17 protein-coding genes are annotated in these 19,014 nt (G+C 72.1%); 8 read left to right on the top strand and 9 right to left on the bottom strand.

Annotated features, from left to right (window positions below):
* Positions 1–38 precede the first annotated feature (38 nt).
* The 3 genes from NLU66_RS07100 (at position 39) to NLU66_RS07090 (ending at position 3,021) form a co-directional block, all read left to right on the top strand.
* A complete protein-coding gene (locus NLU66_RS07100; protein ID WP_259362228.1) occupies positions 39–1,436 on the top strand; it encodes a DUF418 domain-containing protein in 1,398 nt (465 codons plus the stop codon).
* 176 nt (positions 1,437–1,612) lie between these two features.
* Complete coding sequence (locus NLU66_RS07095; RefSeq protein WP_259362227.1) at positions 1,613–1,999, top strand: PadR family transcriptional regulator; 387 nt, start codon at positions 1,613–1,615, stop codon at positions 1,997–1,999.
* Complete coding sequence (locus NLU66_RS07090) at positions 1,996–3,021, top strand: permease prefix domain 1-containing protein (RefSeq protein WP_259362226.1); 1,026 nt, start codon at positions 1,996–1,998, stop codon at positions 3,019–3,021. Before NLU66_RS07095 ends, NLU66_RS07090 begins: the two co-directional genes overlap by 4 nt.
* Positions 3,022–3,034: 13 nt before the next feature.
* Here the strand turns inward: NLU66_RS07090 and NLU66_RS07085 are convergent, their stop codons facing one another.
* Positions 3,035–4,435, bottom strand: a complete 1,401-nt coding sequence (locus tag NLU66_RS07085; protein WP_259362225.1) for a multidrug effflux MFS transporter — start codon at positions 4,433–4,435, stop codon at positions 3,035–3,037.
* A gap of 269 nt (positions 4,436–4,704) precedes the next feature.
* Between NLU66_RS07085 and NLU66_RS07080 the strand changes: the two genes are divergently transcribed.
* Complete coding sequence (locus NLU66_RS07080; RefSeq protein WP_416232186.1) at positions 4,705–6,189, top strand: sugar porter family MFS transporter; 1,485 nt, start codon at positions 4,705–4,707, stop codon at positions 6,187–6,189.
* A 98-nt stretch (positions 6,190–6,287) separates the two neighbouring features.
* On the opposite strand, the gene NLU66_RS07075 is transcribed toward NLU66_RS07080, so the two are convergent.
* The 3 genes from NLU66_RS07075 to NLU66_RS07065 form a co-directional block, all read right to left on the bottom strand.
* Complete coding sequence (locus NLU66_RS07075; protein ID WP_259362224.1) at positions 6,288–7,877, bottom strand: MFS transporter; 1,590 nt, start codon at positions 7,875–7,877, stop codon at positions 6,288–6,290.
* A 162-nt stretch (positions 7,878–8,039) separates the two neighbouring features.
* The gene (locus tag NLU66_RS07070; RefSeq protein WP_259362223.1) at positions 8,040–8,822 is read right to left on the bottom strand and encodes an IclR family transcriptional regulator; all 783 of its coding nucleotides are present in this window, start codon (positions 8,820–8,822) and stop codon (positions 8,040–8,042) included.
* A gap of 16 nt (positions 8,823–8,838) precedes the next feature.
* A complete protein-coding gene (locus tag NLU66_RS07065) occupies positions 8,839–9,936 on the bottom strand; it encodes a D-2-hydroxyacid dehydrogenase (RefSeq protein WP_259362222.1) in 1,098 nt (365 codons plus the stop codon).
* A 123-nt stretch (positions 9,937–10,059) separates the two neighbouring features.
* Between NLU66_RS07065 and NLU66_RS07060 the strand changes: the two genes are divergently transcribed.
* The 3 genes from NLU66_RS07060 (at position 10,060) to NLU66_RS07050 (ending at position 12,260) form a co-directional block, all read left to right on the top strand.
* Positions 10,060–11,019: an NAD(P)-dependent oxidoreductase gene (locus tag NLU66_RS07060; protein ID WP_267136241.1), complete on the top strand. Its 960-nt coding sequence runs from the start codon at positions 10,060–10,062 to the stop codon at positions 11,017–11,019.
* Between the two features lie 64 nt (positions 11,020–11,083).
* Complete coding sequence (locus NLU66_RS07055) at positions 11,084–11,599, top strand: hypothetical protein (protein WP_259362221.1); 516 nt, start codon at positions 11,084–11,086, stop codon at positions 11,597–11,599.
* Positions 11,586–12,260, top strand: a complete 675-nt coding sequence (locus NLU66_RS07050; RefSeq protein WP_259362220.1) for a hypothetical protein — start codon at positions 11,586–11,588, stop codon at positions 12,258–12,260. Before NLU66_RS07055 ends, NLU66_RS07050 begins: the two co-directional genes overlap by 14 nt.
* Here NLU66_RS07050 and NLU66_RS07045 read toward each other — a convergent pair.
* Positions 12,244–12,549, bottom strand: coding sequence for a hypothetical protein (locus tag NLU66_RS07045; protein ID WP_259362219.1), 306 nt, complete (start codon positions 12,547–12,549; stop codon positions 12,244–12,246). The genes NLU66_RS07050 and NLU66_RS07045 overlap by 17 nt on opposite strands.
* Positions 12,550–12,758: 209 nt before the next feature.
* Here NLU66_RS07045 and NLU66_RS07040 point away from each other — a divergent pair, with 209 nt between their 5' ends.
* Positions 12,759–13,676, top strand: a complete 918-nt coding sequence (locus tag NLU66_RS07040; protein WP_259362218.1) for a WXG100 family type VII secretion target — start codon at positions 12,759–12,761, stop codon at positions 13,674–13,676.
* 79 nt (positions 13,677–13,755) lie between these two features.
* Here NLU66_RS07040 and nrdE read toward each other — a convergent pair whose 3' ends face one another.
* The 4 genes from nrdE to NLU66_RS17690 all read right to left on the bottom strand — a co-directional run bounded on the left by nrdE (position 13,756) and on the right by NLU66_RS17690 (position 18,838).
* Entirely contained in the window at positions 13,756–15,888 is a 2,133-nt protein-coding gene (gene nrdE / locus NLU66_RS07035) for a class 1b ribonucleoside-diphosphate reductase subunit alpha (protein ID WP_137770031.1), read from the bottom strand.
* Positions 15,889–15,893: 5 nt separating this feature from the next.
* On the bottom strand, positions 15,894–16,292 hold the full coding sequence (nrdI, locus tag NLU66_RS07030) for a class Ib ribonucleoside-diphosphate reductase assembly flavoprotein NrdI (protein ID WP_259362217.1): 399 nt from the start codon (positions 16,290–16,292) through the stop codon (positions 15,894–15,896).
* A gap of 20 nt (positions 16,293–16,312) precedes the next feature.
* Positions 16,313–16,576 (bottom strand): glutaredoxin-like protein NrdH, encoded by a 264-nt coding sequence (gene nrdH, locus NLU66_RS07025; protein WP_259362216.1) that lies wholly within the window; start codon positions 16,574–16,576, stop codon positions 16,313–16,315.
* A 576-nt stretch (positions 16,577–17,152) separates the two neighbouring features.
* Positions 17,153–18,838 (bottom strand): Gfo/Idh/MocA family protein, encoded by a 1,686-nt coding sequence (locus NLU66_RS17690; protein WP_267136240.1) that lies wholly within the window; start codon positions 18,836–18,838, stop codon positions 17,153–17,155.
* Positions 18,839–19,014 lie beyond the last annotated feature (176 nt).

Here is a 19,014-nt window from a genome sequence, read left to right as displayed (position 1 = left end):
GCTCGTCCACCGCCGCCGTGCCCGCTGAAGGACCGACCATGGACCCGCGCCCCGCACCCCTCCCCTCCGCCGCCCCGGTCCCCGCCGCACCTGTCCGGGCGACCCGCTCGCTCGCCCCGGACGTCGCCCGCGGGCTGATGCTCGCGCTGATCGCCGTCGCGAACGTCTCCTGGTACCTGTGGGGCACTGCGGAGTCCGCGGGGATGACCCCGCACGTGCCGGCCACCGGTCCGCTCGACACCGTGGTGCAGGTGATCATGACGATCGCCGTCGATCACCGGGCGATGCCGCTGTTCGCGATGCTGTTCGGCTACGGGATGGTGCAGTTCGCCCGCTCCCGGGCGGAGCGCGGGATGGACCCGCGGGCGGTGCGGACGATGCTGCGGCGCCGGCACTGGGCGATGCTCCTGCTGGGCCTCCTGCACGCCGCGCTGCTGTTCTACGGCGACATCCTGGGCACCTACGCGCTCGCGGGCCTCGTGCTCGTGTGGTGGTTCTTCGGCCGGACCTCCCGCACCCTGCGGATCTGGGTCACGGTCCTCACGATCCTCCTGGCGCTGGGCGCGCTGCTCTCGATCCTCGCGGGCGTGACGCTGTCGCTGTTCGCCCCGCCGGAGGTCCTGGGCGCGATGGAGGCGGGCATGGAGCAGGGCGGCACCGGCACGGCGCGGCCCCTCGCCTACGGGGAGCCGTACCTGCCCTCGGTGCTGTACCGGCTGTCGCTGTGGGCGGCGATGACGCCGATCGCCGCGATCACGACGGCGCCGCTGCCGATCCTCCTGGGCTGGCTCGCGGCGCGGCGGCGGATCCTCGACGAACCGTGGCGCCACGTGGTCCTGCTGCGCCGGATCGCCGTGGTCGGGATCGGCATCGGCTGGCTGGGCGGGGTGCCGGAGGCGCTCGCGGTCGCCGGGGTGATGCCGCTGCCCGCGGCCACCCCATGGATGCTCACCGCGCTGACCTCGCTCACGGGCGTCGCCTGCGGGGCCGGCTATGCCGCGGCGTTCGGCCTGCTCGCGCTGCGGCTCGAGGGCCGTGAGCCGCGCACGGAGGCCCCTGCCCCCGCACGCGGCGCGGACCGCGACCTGCTGCCCGCCGAGCGCGCGATCGGCGTCGCGGCCGACGTCGACGTCCCGCCCCGGCGCCGCGCGCCCGGCCGCGTGGAGCGGGCGCTGGCCGCGGTGGGGCAGCGCTCGCTGAGCTCCTATCTGTTCCAGTCCCTGCTGCTCGCGCCGATCATGGCCTCGTGGGGCCTGGGCCTCGGCGGGAACCTCGGGACGGCGGCGGCCGTGGGCATCGCCCTGCTGGTCTGGCTCGCCTCACTGCCGCTCGCGGCCTGGCTCGAGGCGCACGGACGGCGCGGGCCGGCGGAGGCCCTGCTGCGGCGGATGACCTACGGGCGGCGCGACCGGGCACCGCGGTCCCGACGGGCCTGAGCCCGACGGCCCGCCGCCGTCGGACCTGGGCCCGACGAGCCTGGGCCCGACGGCGGCGTGCCGCGAGCACTCGCGCACCCTCGACCCGCCCAGCACCCCTTGCCGTAGTACGTCTGCCGTAGTACGGTCGCCGTAGCAGGGGGACGTTCTCCCCGCCATCACGACGAGGAGGACCGATGATCGGAGCCGACGCGATCCGCGGGCACATCGATCTGATCCTGCTCGCGATCCTCGAGCACGGGCGCTCCTACGCCTACGAGATCTCCAAGACGCTCGAGCGCCGCTCCTCCGGCGAGTACACGATCAAGCAGACCACCCTCTACACGGCGGTCAAGCGCCTGCAGTCCCAGGGTCTCCTCGACGCGCACGAGGAGCTCTCCGAGACCGGCAAGCCCCGCACCTACTACGCCCTCACCGCCGAGGGCCACGAGCAGCTCGCCCTGAAGCGCGACGAATGGCGCAGCACGCGCGCCCTCGTCGACCAGTTCGCCCGCCCCTCCGGCGACGCGCAGCCCTCCCCCGCAGCACAGCCCTCCCACGAACAGGACCAGGTCCCGTCATGAGCGTCATCGACTCCTATCTCGACACCCTCTTCGCGCCCTACCCCGACACCGCCCGCATGCGGGAGGCCCGCATCGAGCTGCGGGACATGATGGAGGACTCCGTGCAGGGCCTCATGGGCGAGGGCCTGACCGAGTCGCAGGCCCTGGGCCGCGTCATCGCGGACTTCGGCAGTCTCGAGGAGGTCGCCGGCGAGCTCGGCATCGACCGCGAGCTGGGACGCGCCGCGCACGGTGCGCACCCCGACACCGAGGACCGCCCCACCCTCGACCTCCCGCGGGCGCAGGAGTACGCCGCCGCCGCACGCGGGGTCCAGGGGTTCTCCGCCGCCTCGATCGTGCTGTTCGTGCTGTGCCCCGCGCCCCTGATGCTCGCGATCGCCGTGCACGGCACGGTCGTCCCCGAGCCCGCCCCCTGGGCGATCGGGATCGGGCTCGTGCTGCTGCTGGTGCTCGTCGCCGCCGGCGTGGTGCTGATGACCGTCCGCGGGGCCCGCCTCGCCGGCTTCGAGGACGTGACCGAGGGGACGGCGCGCCCCTCCCCCGAGGTGCGCCGCTACGCCGCGGACCTCCGCACCGAGCACGCCCGCACCCGCGCGATCGGCGGCGCCGTCGCGACCACGCTGTGGATCCTCGCCGCCGCGCCGGTGGTGCTCACCGCCTTCGCGGCGGACGGCGACAGCAGCAGCGTCCTGCCGCTCTACGGCGTGGTGGGCACGCTGGTCATGGTCGCGCTCGGCATCGCCTTCATGTTCTCCACGAGCTGGTCCTCCGACGTCGCCGAGACGCTGCTCTCCACCGAGACCGCCGAGGAGTCGCTCGAGAACAGCTCCTCGCCCGCCGTCCGCGCGATCGCCGCGGTGTACTGGCCCGTCTTCGCAGGGGTCTACCTCGCATGGAGCTTCTTCACCGGCGACTGGGATCGCACCTGGATCATCTGGCCCGTGGCCGGTGTGCTCTACGCGGCGCTGTGGGCGCTGAACTCCGCGCTTGAGCGCCCCGAGGAGCGGCGCCCCGCCCGCTGAGGAGCGGGGAGGCTCAGGCCGTCGCGCGGTGCCGGGTGCGGCCCGCGATCACGAGGCACGTGACCGAGGCGGCGACGCCGACGACCATGACGATGCCCATCGGCACGGCGGACTCGGTGCCCGCGACGCCCACGAGCGGCGAGGCGATCGAGGCGGAGAACGAGAAGCCGAGGCCCAGCAGGGCGGAGCCGGTGCCCGCGCGGTCCAGCGCCTCCCGTGAGGCGAGGGCGCCCGCGTTGCCGAAGATGAGGCCCTGCGGGGCGACCATGAGGAAGAAGCCCGGGATGACGATCCACGCCGGGGTGCCCAGCAGCAGCGCGCCGATCAGCAGGCTCACGGAGGCGACGGACGTCACCGAGAGGCCGACCTTCACGAGGGTGCGCGGCGCCACGCGGCCGGAGAGCCGCGCGGAGGTGAGCGACATGGCCATCATGCCCACCGAGTTGATCGCGAAGAGCACCGAGTACTCCTGCGAGCTGAAGCCGAGCATCTCCTGCATGACGAAGGAGGAGGCGGCGACGTAGGCCATGAGGGAGAACGCGGAGAACGCGTTGACCATCATGTACGAGGTGAACTGGGGGCGGCGCAGGAGGTCCCCGGTGCTCGTGAGGAACAGCCGGAACCCGCCGCTGTGGCGCCGGGAGCGCGGCAGCGACTCGGGGATCAGCAGCAGCACGCCGATCAGCGAGATCAGGGACATCGCGGCGATCACGAGGAACACCTCGCGCCACTGGCCGACCAGCAGGATCAGCCCGCCCAGCAGCGGGGCGACGATCGGGGCGACGCCGCCCACGCCCTGCATGATGTTCATGGTGCGGAACAGCTCGGGGCCGTCGGTGAGGTCGATGAGGACCGCGCGGCCCAGCACCATGCCGAAGCCGCCGCCGATCCCCTGCAGCACGCGGAAGATCAGGAGCACCTGGATGTTCGGGGCGAGGGCGCAGACGATCGAGCCGACGAGGCACAGCACGATGCCGACGAGCAGCGGTCCGCGGCGGCCGAGGCGGTCGGAGAGCGGGCCGGCGACGATCTGACCGCCCGCGGTGCCGACGAAGAACGCGGTGATCGTCAGCTGCAGGAGGGCGGCCGTGGTGCCGAGGTCGCTCGTCACGTCCGGGAACGCCGGGATGTACATGTCGGTCGCGAGCGGGCCGATCGCGCTGAGGGTCGTGAGCACGACGATCACCATGACGGTGACCTTGGAGCGGGTGCGGGCGTACTCGGCCTCGCTGGGGAGGTGCGCGAGGTCGCGGTCGGCGAGGTCCTCGAGCACCGGGATGCCGCCGGTCATCGTGGTGGGGATGGGGCCGGTGAAGGTGCGCGGCTCGGAGTCCTGGTGGGGGCCGCCGGACCGGCGGGTCTCGGGTGCGGGGGTGGGCTGCGACGGGGTGCGGTCGTCGTCGGGCGCAGTCATCGGTGATCTCACATCGAGGGAAGGGAGGGAGCGGGACACGGGATGCCGGTGGCAGGGACCGCTGCGTCGAACCTACCCCCGCGGCGCGCGGATGTGCACGTTCACGGCCACGGAATGGACCGACCGTCCCCTGTCGTGCCGCTGACACCGTCTCGCAGCCGCCCCGTCGAAGGGTCTATCCTCATCGCCGCCACAGTCGGTTCGGGGGAATCCGCATGGTCGCCCCGATCCGGCGTCGTGCCAGACGTCCCCGAGCATCGGAGCCCTCCGTGTCCACTGAACCCCGCCGCACCGTCGCGGAGCCGCCCGACTCCCCCGCCCCCGGCGCGAAGGCGCTGAGCGCGCGCGTGCTCGCGCTGGCCATCGCGGGCGCCCTCGGCGGGTTCCTGTTCGGCTTCGACTCCTCCGTGGTCAACGGCGCCGTCGGCGCGATCGAGGGACAGTTCGGCCTCGACCCCGCGATCACCGGCTTCGCGGTCGCGAGCGCCCTGCTGGGCTGCGCGGTGGGCGCCTACTTCGCCGGTCGTCTCGCGAACCGCTGGGGCCGCATCCCGGTGATGCTCGTGGGCGCCGTCCTGTTCCTCTCCTCCTCGATCGGCGCGGGCCTCGCCTTCGGCGTCGCGGATCTGGTGATCTGGCGGATCATCGGCGGCCTCGGCATCGGCATCGCCTCGGTCACCGCCCCCACGTACATCGCGGAGATCGCGCCCCGGAAGATCCGCGGCCGCCTCGCCTCCCTCCAGCAGCTCGCCATCACGATCGGCATCTTCGCCGCGCTGCTCTCCAACGCGGTGCTCGCCAACAGCGCCGGCGGCGCCGCCCAGCAGCTCTGGCTGGGCCTGCCGGCCTGGCGCTGGATGTTCCTCGTGGGCGCCGTGCCCGCCGTCGTCTACGGCGTGGTCGCGCTCGTGATCCCCGAGTCCCCGCGCTTCCTCATGATGAAGGGCAAGGAGGAGAAGGCCCGCGAGGTGCTCGCGACGATCGTCGCGCCCGAGGAGATGGACCGCGAGCTGCGGGACATCCGCGAGGCGCTCAAGGACGAGGAGATCGGCCGCTCGGGCTCCCTCAAGGGCAGCCTGCTGGGCCTGAAGCCGATCGTGTGGGTCGGCATCGCGGCGGGCATGCTCCAGCAGTTCGTGGGCATCAACGCGATCTTCTACTACTCCACGACCCTGTGGCAGTCCGTGGGCTTCACGGAGTCCGACTCGTTCACGATCTCCGTGGTGACGGGACTGGTGAACATCGCCGTCACCTTCATCGCGATCGGTCTCGTGGACCGGATCGGCCGGCGCCTGCTGCTGCTGATCGGCTCGGTCGGCATGATCGTCACCCTCGCGACGCTCGCCCTGTCCTTCTCGCAGTCCGTCGAGGTGGACGGCGCGCCGTCCCTGCCGGGCGCGTGGGGCCCGATCGCGCTGGTCGCCGCGAACCTCTACGTGGTGTTCTTCGGCGCGACCTGGGGCCCGGTGCTGTGGGTGCTGCTGGGCGAGATCTTCCCGACCCGCCTGCGCGGCAAGGCGATGGGGGTGGCGACCGGCATGCACTGGATCGCGAACTTCATCGTGAGCACCTCCTTCCCGGTGGTCGCGGAGATCTCCCTGGGCCTCGCCTACGGCATCTTCACGGCCTTCGCGGTGATCTCGCTGCTGTTCGTGAAGCTGTTCCTGCCGGAGACGAACGGGCTGTCCCTCGAGCAGGCGGACACCCTGCTGCCCACGACCCGCAGCTCCGAGCGGTACCGCCGCCGCTCCTGAGCGGAGCACCCTCGGGGTGCACGACGAACGCCGGAGGGCGCTGGGAGATCTCCCAGCGCCCTCCGGCGTTCCTGTGCCCCCGGGAGGGGCGGGTGCCGTCAGCCGGCGGTCGTCGGCAGCGGGGTCCGCCCCGCCCCGGCGGCCTCGGGTCCGACGGACGCACGGCCGACGGACGCGCCGTCGACGGTCGCGCCGTCGACAGTCCTGCGGCCGCCGTCCACGGCGCCGCCCGTCGTCGCCGCGCCCTCCGAGGGGACCTGGGCGAGGGCCGCGGCGGGCACGTCGGGGACGTCGTGGTCGTGCTCGTCGCAGGAGATCCGCAGGGCGTCCTCCGTGCGGAGCAGGTCGCGACCGCGGGTCTCGGGGACGAGGAAGGTCGAGGCGACGGTGATCGAGGCGAGGGTGCCCATGTAGACGGCGAGCACGGTCCAGTTGCCGCCGGTCCAGGCGAGCATCGCCGCGCCGAGCACGCCGGCGAGGCCGCCCGCGAGCACCGCGGAGATCTCGCGGGCCATGGCCACGCCGAGGTAGCGGTGCTTGGCGCCGAAGAGCTCGGGCAGCATCGCGCACTGCGGGCCGAGCATGGTGTTCACGGCGACGCCGATGCCGATCGCGATGACGGCGATCGCCACGCCCTCCCCTGCGGAGGAGAGCAGGTACCAGGCCGGGAAGGTGTAGGCGAGCATGAAGACGGCGCCGGCGCGGTAGACGGGAACGCGGCCGAACCGGTCGGAGAGGTGGCCGGAGAGCGGGACGGTGATCATGCCGATGAGCGCACCGATCGTGACGCCCCAGGTGACGGTGCCGCGGTCCATGCCGATCGCGGCGGAGGTCACGAAGGCGAGGGCGAGCGACTGGAACATGTAGCTGCCGCCGTTCTCCGCCATGCGCAGGCCGATGCCGACGACGACCCCGGCGCGGCCGCGGGTGAAGATCTCCCGCAGCGGCCGCTCGGCGACCTGCTCGTGCTTCTCGAGGTGCACGAAGGTGGGGGTCTCCCGCAGGTGGGAGCGGATGAACAGCGCGATGATGATCAGCAGGAACGAGGCGAGGAAGGGCAGGCGCCAGCCCCAGGCGAGGAAGGACTCCTCGGGCATGAGGGTGAGCAGGGAGAAGACGAGCGCGGCGAGGAGCGTGCCGCCCTGGATGCCGATGAACGGCAGGGCGGAGAAGAAGCCGCGGCGGCGCACGGGCGAGTACTCGGCCATGAGCACGGTGGCCCCGGCCTGCTCGGCACCCGCGCCGAGTCCCTGCAGGAGGCGGAGCACCACGAGCAGGATCGGGGCGAGGAAGCCGGCCTGGTGGAAGGTGGGCAGCACGCCGATGAGGGTGGAGGCGCCACCCATCAGCAGCACGGTGATCACGAGGACCCACTTGCGGCCCAGGCGGTCGCCGAGGGTCCCGAAGATGAGTCCGCCGAAGGGGCGGGCGACGAAGCCGACGCCGTAGATGCCGAAGGCGGCGACGGTGTTCATCGCGGGGTTGCCCTCGGGGAAGAACAGGGTGTTGAACACGAGCGCGGTCATGAGGCCGTACATCGCGAAGTCGAAGTACTCCATCGCGCTGCCGATGCTCGAGGAGAGCGTGGCGCGGCGGAGGTTGGCGGCATAGTCAGCGGCCGCGGCAGGGTCCGTGGCGTCGGGCTGCGGGGCCCCCGTGGGGTGAGGGGAGTTCGTCGTCGAGCTCATGGCATCTCCTTCGATGCGACCGAAGCGGGCAAGGGCGTCGGGTGCGGGCGGCGTACGCCGCGGGTGACGCCCACTGTACTCAATTCTGAACGCTGTGCAACAGGTTGAACGAACGAGTTTCCTGTGGATCCACGGCCGCGCCACCGGAGGGCCGGCCGGAGGTCAGGACGGGCGGCGCGAGAGCGGGTTCGTGAGCTGGGCGGCGATCCCCACGAGGGCCTCGCCGATGCCCGCGACGGTGCCCTCGTCCGCCTCGGCGGCGCTGAGGGCGACGCCGACGGCCATGCGGGGGTCCCCGGGCTGCCAGGGGTCCAGGGGCGCCGCGACGCCGTGGACGCCGGCGAAGGACTCCCCGCGATCGATCGCGTAGCCGCGCTCCCGGGCGGCGGCGATCTTCTCGCGCACCTGCTGCGGGGTGCGCACGGACAGCTCGGTGGAGGGCGTGAAGGTCGAGGCCCCGAGGACCTCCTCGACCTCGGCGTCGCCCATGGCGAGCAGCATGGCGTTGCCGACCGCGCAGTGCACGAGCGGCAGGCGTGAGCCGAGCGGCGTGCCGAGGCGCTCGCGGCGGCCCTCGTGGCGGGCGAGGTAGATCGCGTCGGGCACGTCGAGCATGGCGACCTGCACGACCTGGCCGCGCAGCAGCGGATCCGCCTCGACGACGGCGTAGAACTCGCGCACCTGGTTGAACTGGGCGGCGAAGGCGCCGCCGAGCTCCGCGGTGCGCAGCCCCAGGCGGTAGCCGCTCTCGGCGCGCTGGATCATGCCCTCCGCCTCGAGGGCCTGGCAGATGTTCGAGGCGGAGGACTTCGCGATCCCGAGCCCGCGGGCGATCTCGGAGAGGGTCAGCGGGGCGCCGGCGCCCTCGAGCGCCCGCAGCACCCCCATCGCACGGCTCACGGCGGGTGAGGGGTCGCGCCCCTCGGGGGCGGTGCTGACGCTCATGGGCACTCCTGGTCGATCAGTAGAACTCGACGGTGTCCACCACGTTGCGCAGCTCCCGCCCGTCGAGGAAGCGGTCGAGGTTGTCCACGAACAGCCGCACGATCCGCTCCTCCTCGCGCGAGGACAGCGCCGCCGTGTGGGGGCTGACCAGGACACGGGGATGATCCCACAGGGGGCTCGACTCCGGCAGCGGCTCGGTCGCGAAGACGTCGAGGGCGGCGAAGCCCACGCGCCCGTCCTCGAGGGCGGCATGGAGCGCGACCTCGTCGATCACGGTGCCGCGGCCGACGTTCACGACGATCGTGCCGGGGCGCACGGCCGCGAGCACCTCCTCGCCCACGAGGCCCTCGGTCGCGGCCGTGCCGGGTAGGGTCACGACGATCGCGTCCGCGCGGGCGGCCGCGGCGGCGAGGTCGTCGATCGGGACGAGCTCGTCGACGCCCTCCACGGCCTCGCCGCTGCGGGTCGTGCCGAGCACCTGAGCGCCCGCGGCACGGAAGAGGGAGGCGCAGGCGCGGCCGATGCCGCCGAGACCCACGACCAGCACGGTCATCTCGTCGAGGTGCTGCATCTCCCAGCGGTCGGTCCACTCGTGGGCCCGCTGCTGGGCGCCGAGGCGCGGGAGGGTCTTGGCCCCGGCGAGCACGCCGAAGAGGGCGAACTCGGCGAGCGGCCGGCCGTGCACGCCGGCGGTCGTGGTGAAGGTGATGCGGTCGAGGGCCTCGCGGTCCAGGCCGGCGGCGAGGACCTGCGAGCCGCCGCCGGCGGCCATGGCCTGCACCCAGCGCAGTCGCGGGTTCGCGGCGACGGTGCGGGCGAGCGCGGCGGGGTCGACGTCGGGCAGGGAGAAGAGGACGTCGGCGGAGTCGACCATCGACTCGAAGGCGGCCTGCTGCTCGGCGGTGCGCTCGTGGGCGGGGTCGCCGGACCAGTCGGCGGGGCCGCGGCGGGGGCGGTAGAGCGCATGGTCGCGGACGACCTCGACGCGGGGCTGCGCCTCCTCGATGCGGCGGCAGAGGTCCTCGGGGAGGTCCGTGGCGATGACGACGCGGAGGCGGTCGGTGGGCGCGGCGGCGCCGGCCTCGACGGCGGGGGCGGGAGAGGTAGTGGACACGGGAGCTCCTTCGCTCGGTCCTCTGCGGCGAGGCCGGTTCGGCAACGGGGTCGGCTCCACCTTAGCGCGTGTTCAACATATTGGACACTGTTCTACTGTTTGGTCTCGCGGTAACCTCGTGCCATGAGCCACGACGACGACGTCTCCCCTGCCCCGACGACCCTGCCGGCGTCCCCCGCCTCCGCTCCGGACAGCGCGGCGCCGACGGTGGGCGTGCTGGGCCTCGGCGCCATGGGCCTGCCCATGGCCGAGCACCTCCTCGCCGCCCACGGCGCGCTCACGGTGAGCTCCCGTCGGCCGCGGCTCGAGCTCATCGACCAGGGCGCCGCCTGGGCCGCGACCCCGCGCGAGCTCGCCGCGGCGAGCACCGCCGTGCTCGTCATGCTCCCGGACCTCCCCGAGCTCGAGCCCCTGCTCGAGGGCGAGGACGGCCTGCTCGCCGGCGCGGGCGAGCTGCTGCTCATGATCGGCTCCACCTCCTCCCCCGTCGCCGTGCGCGCGCTCGACGCGGATCTCCGCTCCCGCACCGACGGCCGCGTGCGGGTCGTGGACTGCCCCGTCTCCGGCGGCGAGGACGGCGCCCGCGCGGGCACCCTCTCGATCATGCTCGGAGGCGCCGAGGAGGACACGGCCCTCGCGGCCCGCCTGCTCGCCCCGTGCGGCACCCCGGTGCACCTGGGCCCGCTCGGCGCCGGCGAGGTCGCCAAGGCCTGCAACCAGCTCGTCGTCGGCGCGACCGCGCTCGCCCTCGGCGAGGTGACCGTGCTCGCCGAGCGCAGCGGGATCGATCTCGAGACCCTCTTCGACGTGCTGGGCGGCGGCTACGCGGGCTCCGCCTTCCTCCGGGCGCGCCGCGAGAAGTTCACGACCGGCGACGACTCCCCGAGCGGCGTCGCGAAGTACATGGTCAAGGACCTCCGCTTCGCGGCGGAGACCGCGGAGGCCACGGGCACCGAGGGCGCCCTGCTCCCGGCCCTGCGCGCCGCCTACGACGAGCTCGTCGACGCGGGCCTCGGCGATCTCGACCTCGCGGCCACGCGACGCTTCACGGCCGGCCGGTCCGGGTCCCGCGAGGAGGGCTGAGCGCCGGTCACCTTGCTGCATCGTCCTCGACCGAGCGGCGGAACCCATGACTACAGTGGCCGACATGACGTCCGACCCCCGCACCGTCACCGTGCAGGACCCCGAGGGCCCCGCCCCGAGGATGAGCCTCACGCTCCCCGGCACCTGGGGCGAGGTCCCCGACGCGGGCCCCGTCCTCGCCGCGTACTCCGACGGTCGCGCCCTCAGCCCGGCCATCGCCACCAACGTGGTTCTGACCGCCATGACGGTGCCCGAGGGCCAGGACCTCGAGGACTGGCAGGGCGCCGTCCGGGCGGCGCAGATGTCCACGCTCCCGGACCTCCAGGTACTCGATGACCGCCGGCTCGACGCGGCCGACGGCTCGACGCAGTGGTACACCGCCTCGGTGATGACCGATCAGAGCGGTGTGAGCGTCCTGACCCGCCGCTGGAGCCGCGTGGTGGGCGAGCGCGGCCTCACGCTGACCCTCACCACGGTGCCGATGGTCGACGCGCAGCACGCCGAGCTGCTCGACGCCGTCGCCGCCTCGTGGACCGTCGACGCCCCCGCCACGGACGGAGCCCTCGTTGATCACGCCTGACCCCGCCTCCCCCGCCCTCGCGACGGGGAGCACCGACGACGTCGACGCGCTCCTCGAGGCGCTGCGCTCGGGCGGCACCGTCGCAGGGGCGGACGCGCTCTCCGCGGAGTTCGTCTCGACCCTCACCGCGATCCTCGGCGCCCCGGGCGGGGCGCTGGACGTCGTCCTCTCGCTCCCGCAGGGGTACAGCACGCACCGCCTCACGCTGGCCCGCGCCGGGGTGCTCCGCCGCAGCAGGGGCCTCACCGCCCAGGAGGAGATCGCCCTGCATCCCGTGACGGTCCTGCCCGGTGCGCTGCTGCGCCTGGTCGGCATCGCCCCGGTGGAGGCCCTGGAGGCAGCAACCGTCCTCGAGGTCTCCCGGGACGCGGTGGACGGGCTCTTCGACGCGGGCGCCGGCGCCCGGACCGCGTCCTGGCGTGCGGTGACGGAGGCCGCCGCCGCACTGCCGACGGCAGCGAGGCAGGATCTCGACAGCGCCCCGCCGCGTGCCGCTCGCGTGACCCGGCACCGCCCGGAGGGATCCCGCAGCGCCACGATCCTCCTGCTGCGCGGCCGCTACCTGGTGCTGTCGCCGGAGGGGCCCGGATCCCTGGTGGGGACGACGCCGACTGGCGCCTCGCGCGCGGTCACGAGCACCCTGCTCAGCGCGGACGGATGAGGTCCCGCTCCCGTCGTCGCTCTTCGCGCAGCCAGGACGGGTAGACCCACAACGGCATGACGCTTCGATAGCCGGTCGTGAGCAGGGCCGCGCCCCAGAGGATCAGCTCCCCGATCACCGCGACCGGGATCAGCACGGACGCGCCGGCGTCCCGCAGCGCGTCCACGCCGAGCACGCCGGCGACGAGTCCCCAGACGATCAGCGTCTGCGCGAGGAGCGGGAGCACCACGAGCACCGCGATCTCGCCATAGGCATACCCGGCGCGGGCGCCTGCGACTCGCTCCTGCACCCAGAACCGGGTCCCCCTCCCCCGTCCCCACCGGCAGACAGCCGCAACTGCGGACATCACGGCCCCAGCCCCCAGGAGGAGGAGCGCGGTGATGACATGCACGGGTTCCATGCCCCCATCCTCGCATCGGATGGGGACCACTCCCCATCGACGGCATCGGTACCAGGATCTAGCCTCGATGACATACGCCCCGTCCCCATGGAGGAACCTTGTCCAGTTTCCAGGGAATGAACACCGCTGAGGTCGCAGACCTCGCCGACCTCCTCTCCGAGCGTGCGCAATCCCTGTCCGACCTCCTGGACGAGCTGAGCAGTCGCGTCGACGGAGTCGTCGGCGCGCAGTGGATCGGTCCGGACGCAGAGGCCTTCTCCGAGCGGTTCCGTTCCTCCGTCCACCCCTCCTTCCGCTCCTCGGTGGACGGGCTCTCCGCACGCCGCACCGAGCTCCAGACACATGTCGAGGAACAGGACGGCGCATCCTCCGGGGACTCCGGAATGGGCAGTTCCGGAGCGGTCCCCGCCGGCGGAGGCGGCGCCCCCACCGGCACCGGTGCTGCGAGCGCCTTCCTCGGCGCCGATTGGGGAGACATCTCCTTCGGGGAGGTGTGGGACAACTGGAAGGAGAACGTCGGGATCGACGGCGTGGACAGCGCCGGCGGGATCCTGTCGACCGCGCACAGCTTTGCGAAGAACTTCGGCGACTTCGCCATGGGCAAGGGAAGCGTCCCGGCGTTCATCCCGATGATCGGCGACGCCTTCACGGGCATCATGGCGGGCGTCGACCGCTGGAACGATGATGCGGGGCGCAGCGATCTCTCCACGGGAGAGCGCATCGGTCGAGCGGTGATCGACGGGGGCGCGAACTTCATCGGATCGATGGCGGGCAGCTTCGTCGGTGGAGCCATCGGCACCAGCATCGGAGGTTCGATCGGCGGTCTCTTCGGAGGAGGCGGTGGCGCGGCGGCGGGCGCCCCGGCCGCCGGAGTCGGAGCGGTCCCCGGTGCGGCCGCCGGCGGTGTGACCGGCGCGGGTGTCGGCGGTGTCGTCGGAGGCATCGTCGGCGACGTCGTCGGCAGTTATGTCGGTGCGACGACCGCTGACTCGATCATCGACTCCTTCTTGGACTGATGACACGACTGCATCCACCACGGACGCCGACGGGCGGGCCTCCCCGTGGGGAGGCCCGCCCGTCGGCGGAGGTGGGACCTCAGAGCATGCAGCTCACGCAGCCCTCGACCTCGGTGCCCTCGATGGCCATCTGCCGCAGGCGGATGTAGTAGAGGGTCTTGATGCCCTTGCGCCAGGCGTAGATCTGCGCCTTGTTGACGTCGCGGGTGGTGGCGGTGTCCGGGAAGAAGAGGGTCAGCGACAGACCCTGGTCCACGTGCTTCGTGGCCTCGGCGTAGGTGTCGATGATCTTCTCGTAGCCGATCTCGTACGCGTCCTCGTAGTACTCGAGGTTGTCGTTCGTCATGTACGGCGCCGGGTAGTACACGCGGCCGATCTTCCCCTCCTTGCGGATCTCGATCTTGGAGACGATCGGGTGGATCGAGGAGGTCGAGCCGTTGATGTAGGAGATGGAGCCCGTGGGCGGCACCGCCTGCAGGTAGGCGTTGTACATGCCGTGCTTCTTCACGTCCTCGCGCAGCTGCGTCCAGTCCGCCGGGGTGGGCAGGTGCACGCTCGAGGCCTCGAAGATCGCGCGGATCTTCTCGGTGCGCGGCACCCACTCGCCGTCGATGTACTTGTCGAAGTACTCGCCGGTGCCGTAGGCGGAGTTCTCGAAGTCGTAGAAGACCTCGCCGCGCTCCTTGGCGATCTCCATCGAGGCGCGGATCGCCTGGTAGGTCACCGCGTAGAAGTACATATTGGTGAAGTCCAGGCCCTCCTCGGATCCGTAGTGGATCGCCTCGCGGGCGAGGTAGCCGTGGAGGTTCATCTGGCCCAGGCCGATCGCGTGGGACTTCCGGTTGCCCTCCGCGATGGTGGGCACCGACTCGATGTCCGAGGTGTCGGAGACGGCGGAGAGACCGCGGATCGACGTCGCGATGGTGCGGGCGAAGTCCGGGGAGTCCATCGCCTTGGCGATGTTCAGCGAGCCCAGGTTGCAGGAGATGTCGCGGCCCAGCTCGTCGTAGCTGAGGTCGTCGTTCATCGTGGACGGCGTGGCGACCTGCAGGATCTCCGAGCACAGGTTCGAGTGGGTGACCTTGCCGGGGATGGCGTTGGCCCGGTTCACCGTGTCCTCGAACATGATGTACGGGTAGCCGGACTCGAACTGCAGCTCGGCGAGGGTCTGGAAGAACTCGCGCGCCTTGATCTTCTTCTTCGCGATGCGCGGGTTGTCGACCATGTCGCGGTAGTTCTCGGTGACGTTGACGTCCGCGAAGGGCTTGCCGTACTCGCGCTCCACGTCGTACGGGGAGAACAGGTACATCGGCTCGTTCTTCTTCGCGAGCTCGAAGGTGATGTCCGGGATCACGACGCCCAGGGAGAGGGTCTTGATGCGGATCTTCTCGTCGGCGTTCTCGCGCTTGGTGTCGAGGAAGCGCAGGATGTCCGGGTGGTGCGCGTGCAGGTACACGGCACCGGCGCCCTGGCGCGCGCCGAGCTGGTTCGCGTAGGAGAAGGAGTCCTCGAGGAGCTTCATCACGGGGATGACGCCGCTGGACTGGTTCTCGATGTGCTTGATCGGCGCGCCGTACTCGCGGATGTTCGAGAGCAGCAGGGCCACGCCGCCGCCGCGCTTGGACAGCTGCAGGGCGGAGTTGATCGAGCGGCCGATCGACTCCATGTTGTCCTCGATGCGCAGCAGGAAGCAGGAGACGAGCTCTCCGCGCTGGGCCTTGCCGGCGTTGAGGAAGGTGGGGGTCGCGGGCTGGAAGCGACCGTCGAGGATCTCGTCGACCAGGTCGCGGGCGAGCTGCTCGTCACCGCGCGCGAGGGCGAGGGCGACCATGAGGACGCGGTCCTCGAAGCGCTCGAGGTAGCGCTTCCCGTCGAACGTCTTCAGCGTGTACGAGGTGTAGTACTTGAACGCGCCGAGGAACGTGGGGAAGCGGAACTTCTTCGCGTACGCCTGCTCGGAGAGCGACTCGATGAAGGAGAAGTCGTACTGGTCGAGCACGGCCTGCTCGTAGTACTCGTTCTCGACGAGGTAGTCGAGCTTCTCCTTGAGGGAGTGGAAGAACACCGTGTTGGGGTTCACGTGCTGCAGGAAGTACTCCCGCGCGGCGAGGCGGTCCTTGTCGAACTGGATCTTCCCGTCCGGTCCGTACAGGTTCAGCATCGCGTTGAGCGCGTGGTAGTCGAGCTGCTTGTGGTGCTCGACCGCTGGCATCTCGGTCAGTGTCGCCAAAACTCTTCCAATCCGTCGTGGACCCGCTGCACGTCGCGCGGCGTGCCCAGGAGTTCGAACTTGTACATGTGGGGGACCTGGCACCTGGCGGAGATGATGTCCCCCGCCAGGCAGTAGGTCTCGCCGAAGTTGGTGTTCCCCCCGCCGATCACGCCCCGGATCAGGGTCCGGTTGCGCTGGTCGTTGAGGAACTTGATGACCTGCTTGGGGACGGCTCCGCGGCCGTTGCCCCCGCCGTAGGTCGGGACCATGAGGACGAACTCCTCGTCCATGACGAGGGGCTCCTCCTTGGGGTAGAGCGGGATCCGCTGCGCGGGGAGCCCGAGCTTCTCGACGAAGCGGTGGGTGTTGCCCGACACCGAGGAGAAGTAGACGAGGGCGGACACGCCTTCCTCCCTCCGGGCGGTCAGATGGCGGCGGTGCGACGCGGCGCCGCGGCGCCGACCGAGGCGACGACCGCCTTGATCTTGTCCGGGCGGAAGCCGGACCAGTGGTCCTCGCCGGTGATGACGACGGGGGCCTGCACGTAGCCGAGCGACTTGATGTGCGCGAGGGCCTCGGCGTCCTCGGTCACGTCGACGACGTCGTAGGCCACGCCGGCCTTGTTCAGGGCGCGCTTGGTGGCGTCGCACTGGACGCAGAGGGGCTTGGAGTACACGGTGATGTCCACGGGAAGAGGGCCTTTCTCGAGCGCCGCGCCGAGGCGGCGCGAGGAGCGGTGTTCATGCGGTGAGCGGGGCGGGATCCCTCCGGCGAGGACCCCTGATCAGGGGCCCGTCCGGCGGTTCTGCGGTGGATCACCGCGACCTCTCCAACACTACACCTAGTGGTGCCCGGGTGGGGAGACCACAAGATGTACTGAACTACATGCCTGTCATCCACAGCACTCCTGTGGAGGGGATGTGGATGACGGGGGACGACGGTGGACGACCGCGCCCCCGCACCGTCCACCACGCACGAACCCCGAGGGAACAGGCCTCGAGGACGTGTGGACGGGGGCTCGGGCGACCCGCCGCCGGTGGGGACGGACCCCTCCGGGAGCAGTGCCCCGGGGCCCGACGTGAGGTCCGTCGCCCGGCGAGGATCGTGATCCGCTCGGCGTGTCCCGGCGTGTCGTCCCCCGGGCTCCCCCGGCCGTCCCCAGACCGTCCCCAGGACCGGCTCGCGGACAGCGCGGGGCCGACACGTCGCAGGGCGCCGCACCCCCGGGTGCGGCGCCCTGCGACGGCGTGGGTCAGGTGCCCGGTCAGCGACCGGAGTCCGGCGCGGAGCCCTCCCCCGTCGACGGGTCGGCGGCATCGGCGGCGGCGTCCTCGGCGGATCCGGCGGCGGCCGGGGGCCAGCTCGAGCGGATCGGCCCGGTGGACTCGTGCGGGTGCGCGGGGTCGTCGGACGACGAGGGGGCGGGGACGTCGCCCCCGACCGGGTCGCCCGCGACCGGCTCACCCTCGCTCGGCGCGCCCTCGACGGACCAGGCGTCGACGATGCCGTCGGTGCGCGTGGACGGCTCGGCCTCGCCCGAGAGGTCCGGGAGGACCTCGGTGGGCTCACCCGCGAGCGGGGCCGACTCCGACGGGAGCGCGACGGGCTCCGCGGGAGCATCGGGCTCGACGATCTCAGCAGGCTCAGCGGGCTCAGCGGGCTCGACGGTCTCAGCAGGCTCATCGGTCTCGGCAGGCCCAGCAGGCTCGGCAGCCTTGGCGGGCTTCGCGACGGCAGCGGCGGGGGCGACGACCTCGATCCCGGTCCCCTCCTCCGCGGCCACCGGGGCGTCGGCCTCCGACTCCTCCTTCTCCACGACCGCGTCGATGTCACGGCCGTCGGCCTCGACGACGGCGGCGAGCACCTTGCGCAGGAGCGTCACCTGCTGCTGGGCGGAGGCGGGGCCGGAGATCGGCGCCTCGCCCTTCTCGACGAAGGCGTGGAACGCCTCCCACATCGACTCCGCCGAGCCCAGGCCCGCGACGGTCGCGACCTCGGTGACGACGCCGGACTTCTTCTCCCGCAGGTGCAGGGTGGAGCGGCGGTCGCCGTGCGAGGGGGCGAACAGCTCGAGGTCCAGGCGCTTGCGCGCGGAGAGGATCTGCAGGGTCTCGGAGTACTCGGGGGCGAAGGGCAGGTAGTGCCACACGAGGTGCACGTGAGCGCCGCCCTCGAGCTCGCCGAGCAGCTCGATCGAGCCGGGGATGACGCCCTTGGGCCAGTGGCGCACGGCGGTCAGCTCGGTGAGCGGGCCGTAGACGGACTCGATGACGGAGAGCTGATGGGCGACGCCCGTCAGCAGGCCCTTGACGTAGAGGTCGCGGTCGCGCTGGGTGGCGCTCTCGCCGCTGCCGGCGACCACGGCCTCCTGCAGGGCGTTGCGGCGCTCGCTGCGCTGCTCGGCGGGCAGGTCGTAGGCGGAGGTGGTGACGTGGGCGCCGCCGAACAGCGGCTGGCTCGCGGGCATGAGCACCCGGTGCTCGATCATCCGCACGTCCTTGACGGCGATCTGCTCGGCGATGCGCCCCACGGAGTCGTCGTACTGCTGGGGGTACGCCATCATCACGAGGTTCCGGCCGGTCATCCGCTCGAAGTCCGCGATCTTCGCGATCTCCGCGGCGGAGTAGCCCAGCGGCGCCTCCACGAGCACGGGCACGCCGCGGCGCAGGAGCTGCAGGAGGTCGTCGACGTGGAGACCGTCGGTGGACAGCAGCGCGGCGTCCACCGTGATCCTGCGCGAGCGGATCGCCTCCACGAGCTCGCCGACGGTCGCGTACCGCTTCTCCTCGGCGATGCCCCAGACCTCCGCGGACTCCCGGCGTCGGCGCTCGGAGTGGTCCACCAGCGCGGTGACGGCGAAGCGGTCCCAGCGACGTCGCAGCACCGGCAGATGGACCGCCTGGGCCATCGTCCCGGCGCCGATGACGGCGATGTTCAGGGTCTTGGGCATGTCGGGGGAGCTCCTCGGGCTGGGCGGGGCGGGCGCCCGGACCGCGTGCGGTCGCCGTGGGGCCTCACCGGCCCGGGGCGCCGCGCACGGCCGGCGCGGGCGCTGCGCCTGTTCTACCACACACACCGGGGCCCTCACGGGGCGGTCCCGCACGGCCCGGGAGCGCCCGCGGCGGT

Source organism: Brachybacterium sp. NBEC-018 (assembly GCF_024860185.1).
Classification (GTDB): domain Bacteria; phylum Actinomycetota; class Actinomycetes; order Actinomycetales; family Dermabacteraceae; genus Brachybacterium; species Brachybacterium rhamnosum.
This window is presented reverse-complemented; position numbering and strand designations above follow the sequence as displayed.